We start from the raw sequence: 12,086 nt of genomic DNA on the forward strand, positions 1-12,086 counted from the left end.
AAGTCATATCCGCGAGAAAGGCCAGAACGAGTGGTGGGTGCTCCGCAGAATCCTCAGACCCGTCAGCTCGACGATGTCGACCGGATCATCATCGACCTTCTGCAGCAGAACTCGCGGGCGTCGAACATCCAGCTCGCTGCCGCCGCCGGCATCGCTGAGTCCACCTGTATCGCCCGGGTGCGGTCGCTCGTCGCACGCGGAGTCGTGAGCCGATTCACGACCGAACTCGACCCGGCCGCGCTCGGTCTCGACCTGCAGGCGCTGATCAGCGTCGGCATCCGGGCGGGCCAACGGCACCTCATGTCGAGCTTCCAGACGGAGGTGCGCGCACTGCCCGGCGTCGTGCAGGTCTTCTTCCTCAGCGGCGCCGAGGACTTCATCATCCATCTCGCCGTGCGCAACTCGGCCGAGGTGCGCGAGTTCGTGCTCCAGCACCTCTCCGTTCACCCCGCCGTGGCATCGACCCGCACGAGCATGGTCTTCGACCACGAGTACAACGGATTCCTCGCGGGGGCGCCCTCCGGCGAGTGAGCGCTCAGCCGGGCATCTTCGACGAGACCACCGCGAGCACGTTGCCTGCCGGGTCCGTGAACCAGGCGATCTCAGCCTCACCGTTCTCATTGTGCATGATTCCCTTCGCGTCGTTCGGGGGCATGTCGGGCAGCTCGTCGTCGTCGTAGATCTTGGTCGTCACGCCCTTCGCGTTGAGCTCGTCGACGCTCTTCTCGACGTCGTCGCTCACGAAGTTGAGGATCGTGAACCCCGCCGGCGTGTGATCGGGCTTCGCGTAGATCAACGCCCGCGAGCCACCGCCGAGTCGCAGAGTGAGATTGCCCATCATCCCGTCCTCGACGCCGAGCCCGAGGGTCTCGCCGTAGAAGTGCCGGGCGGCTTCGATGTCGTTGACCGAGAACGAGCTGAACGCTTCCGTCGTGCCGAACATGGCGATGTCCTTTCTGGGGTGCGCTGCATGATCGCATCCGAGAATTCCACTGCCCGCTGCCGCGGTCCAGCCCTTGCGGTGAGGCGCTCACCGGGAGGCATGCAGCGCATCGGCGATAGATTGGAGCGGATGCACACCGACCAGACCGACGACGCAGCGCGCTTCCTCGAGGAGCGACACCTTGCCATCCTCTCGACCTTCGGGGCCCAGGGCGGAATCCACTCCGTTCCGGTCGGATTCACTCTCGCGGGCGGGCTCGTGCGCATCATCACGTCGGACTCCACCCAGAAGGTGCGGAACGTCGAGCGCGGCGGGGAGGCATCCGTCGCCCAGGTCGACGGGCGTCGCTGGATCTCCTTCGCCGGCGACGCGCGCATCAATCGCGACCCCGAGGCCGTCGCGCTGGCCGTGGAGCTCTACGCCGGGCGATACCGCCAGCCCCGGGTGAATCCGAGACGCGTTGTCGTCGAGATCACCGTCGTCAAGATGATGGGCTCGTCGGGAATGGTGCCCGACACCGCGATCGAAAGGCTGAACCCATGAAATATGTGCGCCTCGGTAACTCCGGCCTCGAAATCTCCGCGGTCGTGCTCGGCTGCATGAGCTATGGCGAACCGGAGCGCGGCGGTCACGCCTGGACCATTCCCGAGGAGCAGAGCCGCCCCTTCATCAAGCAGGCGATCGAGGCGGGCATCACGACCTTCGACACCGCGAACGTCTACTCCGACGGCAGCAGCGAGGAGATCGTCGGCCGCGCGCTCAGCGACTACGCCTCACGCGACGAGGTCGTGATCGCGACAAAGGTGCATGGACGGATGCGCCCGGGGCCGGGCGGTGCCGGGCTGTCCCGAGGGGCGATCATGACCGAGATCGATGCGAGCCTCAGGCGGCTCGGAACCGACTACGTCGACCTCTACCAGATCCACCGTTGGGACCCGGAGGCACCGATCGAGGAGACGATGGAGGCGCTGCACGACGTGGTCAAGGCGGGCAAGGCTCGCTACATCGGGGCCTCATCGATGTGGGCGTGGCAGTTCGCGAAGGCCCAGTACACCGCCGACCTCGGTGGGTGGACCCGGTTCGTGTCGATGCAGGACCAGTACAACCTGATCAATCGGGAGGAGGAGCGCGAGATGCACCCGTTCTGCGTCGACCAGGGTGTCGGCGTGCTCCCGTGGAGTCCGCTCGCCCGCGGCAAGCTCACCCGCGACTGGGACGAGAGCACCGCCCGCAGCGAGACCGACGAGTTCGGTCGCACGCTGTACGGGCAGCAGGAGGAGGGCGATCGTACGATCGCGGATGCCGTGGCGGCAGTCGCAGGCGTGCGCGGGGTAAGCCGAGCCCAGGTTGCCCTCGCCTGGGTGCGCCAGCAGCATGCGGTGACGGCTCCTATCGTCGGCGCCACCACGCCGCAGCACCTCGACGATGCCGTCGCGTCGGTCGACCTCGTACTGACCGGTGAGGAGCTCGACCTGCTCGCTGCCCCGTACCTTCCGCGGTTCGCGGAAGGGTTCTAAGCAACCGGGAGGTCAGAGGAGGTCAGCGACCTCGTCGTAGCCCCGCGCCAGACCGTCGTCGTCGTCCACAGGGTCAGCCTCAGCGCTGTGGGGGGACAGGGCCGCAGCCTGGGCGTGGAGCCGCCTCACCAGCGGGTAGTTCGACGGCCCGACGTGGGTGGTGTCGACGGGGATCAGGAAGGGCACGCATTCCCCGAGCGTGACCCGCGCGCGCGATTCCACACCTCGGAGATCGATCGTGGGTATCCACAGCGCGTCGGTCTTTCCGGCAGCGAATAGAGCGCTCGCGTAGTCGACGACCGCCTTCGCGATTTCGTCTCCCGTGAGGACGTGAGTGCCCACCATTTCGATTCGCCGCACGCGCTCACTGTATGACGTGCCGGCAGCGAGGGGTAGGGGGTCGGCGGACGGATGCACGAGTCGACGGCCACCGGAGGTCCGCGGCGCCCTTCTGCATCCGTAGTCTTGATGGACCACGTTCCGAGGAGATACACACATGGCCGAACTGCTGTACCGCCTCGGCAAGCTCGCAGCGAGGCGCGCGTGGACGGTCGTCGTGGCGTGGACCCTCGTGCTCGTCGTCGCGGGTGTCGGGTTCGCCGTCGGATTCACGGGTCTGACCTCGAGCTTTGACGTTCCCGGCACCGCCTCCGGAGAGGTGATCGAAGAACTCCAGGAGCAGCTTCCCGACTTCGCTGGCGCATCCGGCACCGTGGTCTTCGAGACGACCGACGGCTCCGAGTTCACCACGGACCAGCAGTCGGAGATCAGCGCGCTCGTCGCCGACGGCTCCGGCCTTCCGGACGTCGCGGACATCATCGACCCGTTCGAGGCGGAGGAGCAGCGGGCCGACCAGGCAGAGGAATTGGCCGGCGGGCAGACCCAGATCGACAGCGGGCGCGCCCAGCTCGATGCGCAGCAGGCGCAGCTCGACGCCAGCACGCAGCAGCTCGACGAGCAGCAGGCCACCCTCGATGCCTCGCGCGCGGAACTCGACCAGCAGGCGGAGCAGCTCGAGCTCGGCTCCGAGCTCGTCGCGCTCGCCGACGAGATCCACATCGTGTCGGAGGACGGCCAGGCCGCCCTCGTCAACGTCGCATTCACGCAGCCGCGGCTCGAGCTGTCGGATGGCACGAAGAACGCCGTCATCGCGCACTTCGAATCCGAACCGATCGACGGGGTCGAGGTCTCGTTCTCCACCGACCTGGCGCAGGGCGTGCCGAAGATCTTCGGCATCGGAGAGGTCGTCGGCGTCGCCTTCGCCGCCATCATCCTGCTCGTCATGCTCGGATCGGTGCTCGCCGCGTCGCTTCCGCTCGTCACGGCGCTCGTCGGCGTCGCGATCTCCGCTCTGGCCGCGCTCGCCTTCTCCGGTGTGGTCCAGATGGCCTCGGTCACGCCGGTGCTCGCCATCATGCTCGGCCTCGCGGTCGGCATCGACTACTCCCTCTTTGTCATCAACCGGCACCGCACGCAACTGCTCCAGGGGGCAGAGGTTCGCGAATCGATCGGACTCGCGAACGGCACCGCCGGCAACGCGGTTGTCTTCGCCGGCACCACCGTCATCGTCGCCCTGCTCGCCCTGAACATCACGGGCGTGCCGTTTCTGGGTCTCATGGGCACCGTTGGTGCCCTCGCCGTGCTGATCGCCGTGCTCATCTCGATCAGCCTCACCCCCGCGATCCTCGGCCTTGTCGGTCTGCGGGTGCTGGGCCGTCGCGCCCGCGCGCGGGTCGGCGAGGAGCACTACGAAGACACGAAGTCGAAGCCGATGCCCACCTGGCGCGCCATCGTCACCGTGCTCGTGACCGTCATCGTGCTGCTCGTCGTGGCCATCCCGGCGCTCTCGATGCGTGTCGGGCTGCCCGACGGGTCATCCGAGCCCGAGGGGTCAGCGTCGTTCAGGGCATTCACGACAACAGAGGAGGCCTTCGGTGCCGGTGCGAACGGCCCGCTCCTCGTCACGGCCGCCCTGCCGGATGCCCTCGACGATGCCGGCCTGCTCAAGGCGCAGGTCGAGGTGGCGCGCACCCTCGCCGAGCTGGACGACGTCGTCGCGGTCGCCCCGATCGCCGTCTCTGACGCGGGCACGCTCGCGGCATTCCAGGTCGTGCCGGGGGAGGGCCCGAACAGCGTGTCGACGGAGCGGCTCGTTCGGGACATCCGCTCCCTGCCGCCCATCGGTGACAGAATCGAGCTCGGGGTCGCGGGGCAGGCGGCCATCAACATCGACATCTCCGAGAATCTCGCCGATGTGCTTCCGATCTACATCGCGGTCGTCGTCGGCCTGTCGCTGCTCATCATGATCCTCGTGTTCCGCTCGATCCTCGTGCCGCTCATCGCGACGGGCGGGTTCATCCTGTCGCTGTTCGCCACCTACGGCGCCACCGTGGCGGTCTTCCAGTGGGGCTGGTTCGCCGACGTGCTCGGCGTCGCCACCGGACCGATCCTGAGCTTCCTGCCGGTGATCCTCGTCGGCATCCTGTTCGGGTTGGCGATGGACTACCAGCTGTTCCTCGGCTCCGGAATGCGGGAGGCCTACGTGCACGGGGCATCAGCCCGCCTCGCGGTCGCCCGCGGGTTCCGCGCCGGTCGATCCGTCGTCATCGCGGCCGCACTCATCATGGTGTCGGTCTTCGGCGGCTTCATCTTCTCGGACTCCCAGATCATCCGCTCGATGGGCTTCGGGCTTGCGTTCGGAGTGCTCGTCGATGCGTTCGTGGTGCGGATGCTGCTGATCCCCGCGCTCATGCACCTGCTGGGCGCGTCGGCATGGTGGATCCCACGATGGCTCGACAAGATCATGCCGAACGTCGATGTGGAGGGCGCCGCGCTCGAGCGACGGCACCACCCATGACGCCCGCCTCGTCCGGCGGCCGCTGACCAGCGGTAGCGTGAGGGAATGCACCGGGAGGGTGGGACCAGCATGCCAAGCAGTGATGACGACGAGGTCGATCTGCTGATCACGGCGTGGGCAGACCGCCTGCCCGACGTGGATTTTTCGCCCCTCGACGTGATGTCCCGGTTGCGGCGGGTCGCGCACAAGCTCACCGGGCTGCGCAGGGACGCCTTCCAGAGCGCGGGACTGAGCGTGTGGGAGTTCGACGTGCTCGCCGCTTTGCGCCGGGCCGATCCGCCGCACGAGATGAGCCCGGCGGAGCTTGTGCACGCGACCATGATCGGGAGCGCGGCGATGTCGAACCGACTCGAGAATCTGGCGGTGCGCGGTCTCGTCGCGCGCAAGGGCAATCCGCGCGACGGCAGGAGCAACCTCGCGAGCCTCACCGCGGAAGGCGCCGAACGGGTGGACTCCGCGATGATCGCGCTCGTCGAGAGCGAGGCACGAGAGCTGCAGTCCCTGTCTCAGCAGGAGCAGACGCAGCTAGTCGCGCTGCTCCGCAAACTGGCCACTGATGGTGGGGAGTGGCGAGGGCGATAAGGCGAGGGCTCGACGCCTGGATTAGCGATGTACATAGCATCTCTAGGTACCTAGAACTACAAGGTATAACGTGGCAGCGTGAACATCGACAAGGATCTGGTTGCCGCGATGGCGACCCCGCTCGTTCTTGCCATCCTCGTGCAGGGCACGAGTTATGGCTACGCGATCCTGGGGCGCGTGCGCGAGCTTTCCGGGGGTGACGTCGAATGGACCGACGGCATGCTGTACCCGCTCCTGCACCGGCTGGAGCGACTGGGGTATATCGGCGCCGAGTGGGGAGCGTCCCCGGAGGGCAGGCGGCGGCGCTACTACGAGATCACCGAGGCCGGCCGCGCCCAGCTTGTCGAACAGCGCACCCAGTGGGCCACCGCGAACCGCACGCTCGGCGCTCTCTGGGGCCAGACCGCTTCACCGGCCGGGGCATGACCGTGGCCCTGGTCGAGACCCGGATCAGCGAGTGGCGCGCGGCGGTCCTGCGCGGCGGCGCGGTCGCCGATACCGACGCCGACGAACTGGAGGGACACCTGCGGGAGCAGATCTCCGACCTCGAGGCTGTGGGGCTGGCTGGCGACGAGGCGTTTCTCGTCGCCGTCAAGCGGCTCGGCGAGGTGCACCAGATCACCGCCGAGTTCGCGCGAGAGCACGGCGAACGGCTGTGGAAACAACTCGCCATGCCGCGGCCCGACGACGGCCGGCTCCGATCCACAGTGACGATGCTCGCCTTCGCCGCCGTCACCGCCGTGCTGATCCAGCTCGCGCGGGTGCTGACCGCCATGCCCGGCGCGAGCGAGGCCTGGTTCGTCCGCGACGTCAGCCTGTTCGTGCTCCCGGTGCTCGCGGCCTATTTCGCCCTCGTGAGACGGATGCCCGGGCGCCGGGCGCTCGTGCTCGTCGCCATCGTCGGAGTGCTGGCGCTCGCCGTAAATCTCTTCCCGTTCGCGGACGGCGCGGGCACCGAAATACTCGTCGCCATCCACCTGCCCGTCGCGCTGTGGTTCGTCGTTGGTGCCGCCTACGTGGGCGGCGACATCCGAGCATCCGCCCGGCGCATGGACTTCATCCGCTTCACGGGCGAGTGGGCGATCTACTACGCGCTCATCGCTCTCGGCGGCGGCGTGCTGGTCGGGCTGACGATCGCCGTGCTCACCCCGATCGCTCCCGGCGCGGTGGAGCAGGTGATCACCTGGGTTCTCCCCTCGGGGGCGGCCGGTGCAGTCATCGTCGCGGCCTGGCTCGTGGAGGAGAAGAAGAGCGTCATCGAGAACCTCGCGCCGGTGCTCACCGCGATCTTCACGCCGCTGTTCGCCGTGATGCTGCTGGGGTCCGCGGTCGTCTACGGGGTCGTCGGCAGCGGACAGGAGTTCGACCGCGACCTTCTGTTCGTGTTCGACCTGCTCCTGTTGGTCGTGCTCGGCCTCGTCGTCTACGGCATCTCCGCTCGGGACGGCGCGAGGGGCGCGGGCGCGATGGATGCCGTGCGGCTCGTTGCCGTCGTCGCCGCGATCGCGCTCGACGTGCTCGTTCTCGCCTCGATGTTCGAGCGGGTCGGCGAGTTCGGGTTCACGGCCAACCGGGTGGCCGCACTCGGGCTGAACCTCGTGCTGCTCGTGAATCTCACCGTCACGGCGTGGCTCACCGCGCGCCTGCTCACCGGGCGCGGGCAGGCCGTTCGCGTCGAGCGGTGGCAGACCGGGTATCTGCCGGTGTTCGCGGCGTGGGTCGCGGTTGTGGTGCTCGCCCTGCCGCCGATTTTCGGGTTCGCCTGAAGCCGCCGACTACGGAGTTGTGGCTGTTCAGATCGCTCCCGTAGCGACCACTACTCCGTACTGGGCGTAGATGCCTGAGTGCCCATGGCCGAGCGCGAGCCGCGGCGCATCCCTGATGGTGTGCCCGCGACCGCTGTTCCGCGTTCAACCCCGCACGTAGGCGGCGAGGTGCTCCCCGGTGAGCGTTCGTCGGGTGGCGACGAGGTCGGTGGGGGTGCCCTCGAAGACGATTCGACCCCCGTCGTGCCCGGCGCCCGGCCCCAGATCGATGATCCAGTCGGCGTCGGCCATCACCGCGTGATGATGCTCCACAACGATGACCGATTTCTCCCGCCTCTCTCGCCCATCCGGGTGGCGAGCTCGAGCCGCTGGCGCTCGCCGCCGGACAGCGCCGTGAGCGGCTGGCCGAGGCTGAGGTAGCCGAGCCCGAGGTCGGCGAGCCGGTCCAGCACGGCGTGCGCGGCGGGTGTGCGCGCGTCGCCCGCCATCATCCCCAGGTCGATGTCGCTTACCCTGCCCATGCCCTCGCACCGCGGGCACATGCCCCGGTGATGCTGAAGCTGCGCCGCTCCTTCACCGTCTGTCCGGCGCGCTCGAGCGTGACCGCCCCGGCCCCGCTGATCGAGGCGACGTTGAAGGAGAAGGCCTGGGGTGAGCCGATTCGCGGCTGCCCGAGACGGCTGAACAGGATGCTCAGCATCGCGTTGGCGTCGGTGGCGGTGCCGACCGTGGAGCGGGCGTTGGCGCCCATCCGCTGTGACTCCGCGGCAATCGTGCCGACACCAGTGAGCTTTTACCCGATCCGGAGATGCCGGTGAACACCGTCAGCCGACGCTTCGGGATCTCGACGGTGACGTCTTTGAGGTGGTTCACGCGGGCACCCTGCACGCGGATGCGATCGTGGGTGTCGGCGGCGTGTGGTTTCGGCGACTGCGTGGTCGTGCTCATCGTGTCTCCCTGCGTTACCCGGGTTTGCCACGGGACCGAGTGTCTAGGCTGGTCGGCATGGCCACAGTAATCCTCGTGCGGCACGGGCGCACCACCGCGAATGCCGACGGCACGCTGGCGGGGCGCACCCCCGGGGTGCTGCTCGACGACATCGGGCGCGCCCAAGCGGCCCTCACGGGCGAACGGCTGGCCGTGGTGCCGCTGGTCGGGGTGGTCTCGAGCCCCCTCGAACGCTGCCGGCAGACGTCACAGCTCATCCTCGACCACCAGACCGGCTCGCCGGCCGCTCCGGTCGACGAGGACATCACCGAGTGCGATTACGGGCAGTGGCAGGGGCGAGCCCTCAGCGAGCTGGCCAAGGAGCCCCTGTGGTCGGTGGTGCAGGCGCAGCCGTCAGCCGCGGTGTTCCCGGGCGGAGAGTCGCTCGCGGCGATGCAATCGCGTGCGGTGGCCGCGATCCGGCGTCACGACGCGGCATTCGAGGCGGAGCACGGCCCGGGCGCGGTGTGGGTGGCGGTGAGCCATGGCGACATCATCAAGTCGATTCTGGCCGACGCGCTCGGCATGCACCTCGACCTCTTTCAGCGCATCAACGTCGGTCCCGCGTCGGTCTCGATCGTGCGCTACGGGACCAGCCGCCCGAGCGTGCATGCCGCCAACACCGATGCGGGCGACCTCTCCTGGCTGGCCGCCAGCACCCCCGCGGCCGACGCGCCGGTCGGTGGCGGGGCCGGCACTCAGGCGCCTCAGCCCGCGCGCTCGTAAAATACCGGCATGCCCACAATCCTCCATGAGTTCGCCTGGCCCGACCGCGTCGTTGTCGGCACTGTCGGCACCCCCGGATCCCGCACGTTCTACTTCCAGGTGCGCAGCGGAGCGAAGATCGTCAGCGTCGGGCTGGAGAAGCAGCAATCGGCCCTGCTCGCCGAGAAGATCGACGAGATCCTCGACCAGCTGATGACGGGCGAGGGCAACCCGTTCAGCATCCCGACCAACACCCCCATCGAGCTCGTCGACAACGACCCGCTCGAGCAGCCAGTCGAGGAGGAATTCCGGGCCGGGGCGATGAGCCTGGGCTGGGATCCCACGACGGCGCAGGTCGTGATCGAGGCCTACCCGGTCGTGCTGGACGACAACGACGATCCGGAGATGGTCGTTATGGAACCGACGGAGATGCTGCTGGTTCGGATGCCCGTCGGCACCGCCAGAGCATTCGCGAAGCGCACCCGAGAGGTGGTGGGGGCCGGTCGGCCGCTGTGCCCACTCTGCGCGAATCCCGTGGACGCGGACGGGCACTCCTGTACCCTCCCCGACTCGCCCTGGTGATGCCGGAGGCCACCGACGGCGACGGTGAGCTCGCGCTCACCGGTCGGATCACGACGGCCTCGAATGCGACCTTCCTCGCCCAGCTCGACGGGGTGCCGGTCGTCTACAAGCCCATCGCCGGCGAGCATCCGCTCTGGGATTTCCCCGACGGCAATCTCGCCAGCCGGGAGGTCGCGGCGTACCTGGTCTCGGAGTCGTTCGACTGGAATGTGGTGCCGCGCACCTGGCTGCGCGAGGGCCCCCTCGGCCCCGGGATGGTGCAACTCTGGCAGAACGTGGACCCCGATCAGAGCGCCGTCGACCTGGTCGCGGCGGAGGACGTGCCCGACGAGGGATGGCGTCACGTCTTCGACGGCACCGATGAGCGCGACCGGGCGGTGGCGCTCATCCACGAGGACTCCGCGGCGCTGCGTCGAATGGCCGTATTCGACATCGTCGTCAATAACGCCGATCGCAAGGGCGCACACGTGCTCGCGATGGCGGATGGCCATCGCCACGGAGTCGACCACGGAATCACCTTCCATTCACAGCACAAGCTGCGCACGGTGCTCTGGGGGTGGCTGGGAGAACCGCTCACCGCCGACGAGCTCGACGGGATCGATCGGGTTCGCGCCGACCTCGACGGCGCGCTCGGCGATACGCTCGCCGGGCTGCTCGGCAGTCACGAGATCGCGGCGCTCGTCGAACGCTGCGACCGGCTGCAGTCCACTGGCCTGTTTCCCGCCCCGCGGGGCGCCATGCCCGCGGTGCCCTGGCCGCTGTTCTAGCATCACGCGCGGTCGGGCGAGCGATCAGGCGCGACCCTTGAGGATCAGGTGCCAGTACACCCAGGGCAGAATGTGGCGGTCGAGAACCCAGGTGAGACGCCGCTCCCGCGCGAGGCCCTTCCAGAAAGGAACCGTCGGCTTTTGGCTGTACTCGTCGTCGAACTCGGCGAAGACGACTGTCGAACGCGAGACGGTGAACGGGCACACCGAATAGCCGCTGTAGGTCTCCGAAGGCGCGTCGCCGTTGATGGCGGCGGCCAGATTCTTCGACAACACGAGGCTTTGCTCGCGCAGTGCTCCGCCTGACTTGGAGTTCGTGGTTGCAGCGGCATCACCGAGCGACCACACGTTCGGGTACCTGAGGTGGCGGAGGGTCCGCGGGTCGACGTCGACGAAGCCTCCGGGAGTGCCCGGCGCCGACAGGCTGGTGGCCTTCAGCCAGTCGGGTGCAGACTGCGGCGGCACCGCGTGGAGCACGTCATACACGATGCTCTCGGTCTCGACCCCGGCCGCCCGGCCGATGGTGACCGTGAGATTCTCGGCATCCACCTCGAGCAGTTCGGTCTCGCACCTCAGCTCGATTCCATACTGCGCGATCTTCCGCTCGAGTTCGCGGTCGATCGCGGGGATGCCGAAGACGGTTTTGTCGGGCACGAGCATCACCACTCGGATGTGCTTCAGTACCCCGGTCGCCCGCCAGTAGTCGCACGCAAGATACATCGGCTTCTGTGCGGCACCCGCGCAGGTCGCCGGTCCGGCTGGCTGAGTGAAGACCACGGTGCCCTGTCTGACATCCCGCAGCAGCCGGGAGGCCTTTCTCGCGAGGTCGAACTCGTAGTTGGACGCGCCAACGGGCGAGTCCATCGCCTCGGTCAGGCCCGGCACGCGGTCCCAGTCCCTTTGGATTCCCGGGCACACCACCACCTGGTCGAAGGTGATGCGGCGGCCCGACGCGAGAGTCACGGTGCTGGCCTCCGGCACGACATCGACGACGCGGTCCCGGATCCACCGCACACCCCTCGGCATCACCGAAGCCTGGGGCCGGACGGCCATCCCGGCCCGCGCGGTTCCACCGGCGATGTGCGAGAACATCGGCTGGTACAGGTGGTGGTCTCGCGGCTCGACCACCACGACGTCATCGACCCCGGAGCGGCGCAGGCGGCCTGCGACCGAGAGCCCGGCGTTTCCCCCACCGATGATCACCACGCGGTGGTGCTCGATGGCCGTGCTGGTTTTCGTCACCCAAGCGTGGTCCTGAGGGGAATCAGTCATTCCTCGACCCTAGTTCGCAACCAGTGAGGCGTGGTGGGTGGGAGTCCCCGGACGATGAGTAAACTCGACGGCACCCTCGCCGCAGCGCTCAGTGCCGTCGAGGCTGTC

At 68.2% G+C, this 12,086-nt stretch carries 13 protein-coding genes and 1 pseudogene; 10 read left to right on the forward strand and 4 right to left on the reverse strand.

Annotated elements, in window-relative coordinates; genetic code table 11:
* Window positions 1-30 precede the first annotated feature (30 nt).
* Complete coding sequence (locus tag BHD05_RS02445) at window positions 31-531, forward strand: Lrp/AsnC family transcriptional regulator (protein ID WP_236966617.1); 501 nt, start codon at window positions 31-33, stop codon at window positions 529-531.
* 4 nt (window positions 532-535) lie between these two features.
* Here BHD05_RS02445 and BHD05_RS02450 read toward each other — a convergent pair whose 3' ends face one another.
* Window positions 536-943: a VOC family protein gene (locus BHD05_RS02450; protein WP_161885018.1), complete on the reverse strand. Its 408-nt coding sequence runs from the start codon at window positions 941-943 to the stop codon at window positions 536-538.
* Between the two features lie 129 nt (window positions 944-1,072).
* Between BHD05_RS02450 and BHD05_RS02455 the strand changes: the two genes are divergently transcribed.
* The gene (locus tag BHD05_RS02455) at window positions 1,073-1,486 is read left to right on the forward strand and encodes a TIGR03618 family F420-dependent PPOX class oxidoreductase (RefSeq protein WP_161885019.1); all 414 of its coding nucleotides are present in this window, start codon (window positions 1,073-1,075) and stop codon (window positions 1,484-1,486) included.
* Complete coding sequence (locus BHD05_RS02460) at window positions 1,483-2,460, forward strand: aldo/keto reductase (RefSeq protein ID WP_161885020.1); 978 nt, start codon at window positions 1,483-1,485, stop codon at window positions 2,458-2,460. The genes BHD05_RS02455 and BHD05_RS02460 overlap by 4 nt, the downstream gene beginning before the upstream one ends.
* Before the next feature lie 12 nt (window positions 2,461-2,472).
* On the opposite strand, the gene BHD05_RS02465 is transcribed toward BHD05_RS02460, so the two are convergent.
* Entirely contained in the window at window positions 2,473-2,820 is a 348-nt protein-coding gene (locus tag BHD05_RS02465) for a hypothetical protein (protein ID WP_161885021.1), read from the reverse strand.
* A gap of 136 nt (window positions 2,821-2,956) precedes the next feature.
* Here BHD05_RS02465 and BHD05_RS02470 point away from each other — a divergent pair, with 136 nt between their 5' ends.
* The 4 genes from BHD05_RS02470 (at window position 2,957) to BHD05_RS02485 (ending at window position 7,665) form a co-directional block, all read left to right on the forward strand.
* Entirely contained in the window at window positions 2,957-5,317 is a 2,361-nt protein-coding gene (locus BHD05_RS02470) for an MMPL family transporter (RefSeq protein WP_161885022.1), read from the forward strand.
* A gap of 69 nt (window positions 5,318-5,386) precedes the next feature.
* On the forward strand, window positions 5,387-5,899 hold the full coding sequence (locus BHD05_RS02475; RefSeq protein WP_161885023.1) for a MarR family winged helix-turn-helix transcriptional regulator: 513 nt from the start codon (window positions 5,387-5,389) through the stop codon (window positions 5,897-5,899).
* Window positions 5,900-5,977: 78 nt separating this feature from the next.
* Window positions 5,978-6,325 (forward strand): PadR family transcriptional regulator, encoded by a 348-nt coding sequence (locus BHD05_RS02480; RefSeq protein WP_161885024.1) that lies wholly within the window; start codon window positions 5,978-5,980, stop codon window positions 6,323-6,325.
* On the forward strand, window positions 6,322-7,665 hold the full coding sequence (locus BHD05_RS02485; protein WP_161885025.1) for a permease prefix domain 1-containing protein: 1,344 nt from the start codon (window positions 6,322-6,324) through the stop codon (window positions 7,663-7,665). Before BHD05_RS02480 ends, BHD05_RS02485 begins: the two co-directional genes overlap by 4 nt.
* Window positions 7,666-7,809: 144 nt before the next feature.
* Here BHD05_RS02485 and BHD05_RS15835 read toward each other — a convergent pair.
* Window positions 7,810-8,613: pseudogene (locus BHD05_RS15835) on the reverse strand (ATP-binding cassette domain-containing protein).
* Window positions 8,614-8,670: 57 nt separating this feature from the next.
* On the opposite strand from BHD05_RS15835, the gene BHD05_RS02495 reads away from it, so the two are divergent.
* Genes BHD05_RS02495 through BHD05_RS02505 form a run of 3 tightly spaced genes read left to right on the forward strand, consistent with a single transcriptional unit; the run spans window position 8,671 to window position 10,706 of the window.
* Window positions 8,671-9,378, forward strand: coding sequence for a histidine phosphatase family protein (locus BHD05_RS02495; protein WP_161885026.1), 708 nt, complete (start codon window positions 8,671-8,673; stop codon window positions 9,376-9,378).
* Between the two features lie 9 nt (window positions 9,379-9,387).
* On the forward strand, window positions 9,388-9,939 hold the full coding sequence (locus BHD05_RS02500; RefSeq protein WP_161885027.1) for a DUF3090 domain-containing protein: 552 nt from the start codon (window positions 9,388-9,390) through the stop codon (window positions 9,937-9,939).
* Window positions 9,939-10,706: an SCO1664 family protein gene (locus BHD05_RS02505; protein WP_161887310.1), complete on the forward strand. Its 768-nt coding sequence runs from the start codon at window positions 9,939-9,941 to the stop codon at window positions 10,704-10,706. Before BHD05_RS02500 ends, BHD05_RS02505 begins: the two co-directional genes overlap by 1 nt.
* Window positions 10,707-10,730: 24 nt before the next feature.
* Here BHD05_RS02505 and BHD05_RS02510 read toward each other — a convergent pair whose 3' ends face one another.
* Window positions 10,731-11,978 (reverse strand): NAD(P)/FAD-dependent oxidoreductase, encoded by a 1,248-nt coding sequence (locus BHD05_RS02510; RefSeq protein WP_161885028.1) that lies wholly within the window; start codon window positions 11,976-11,978, stop codon window positions 10,731-10,733.
* Window positions 11,979-12,086: the final 108 nt, after the last annotated feature.

Source organism: Marisediminicola antarctica, from assembly GCF_009930795.1.
GTDB classification, from domain to species: domain Bacteria; phylum Actinomycetota; class Actinomycetes; order Actinomycetales; family Microbacteriaceae; genus Marisediminicola; species Marisediminicola antarctica.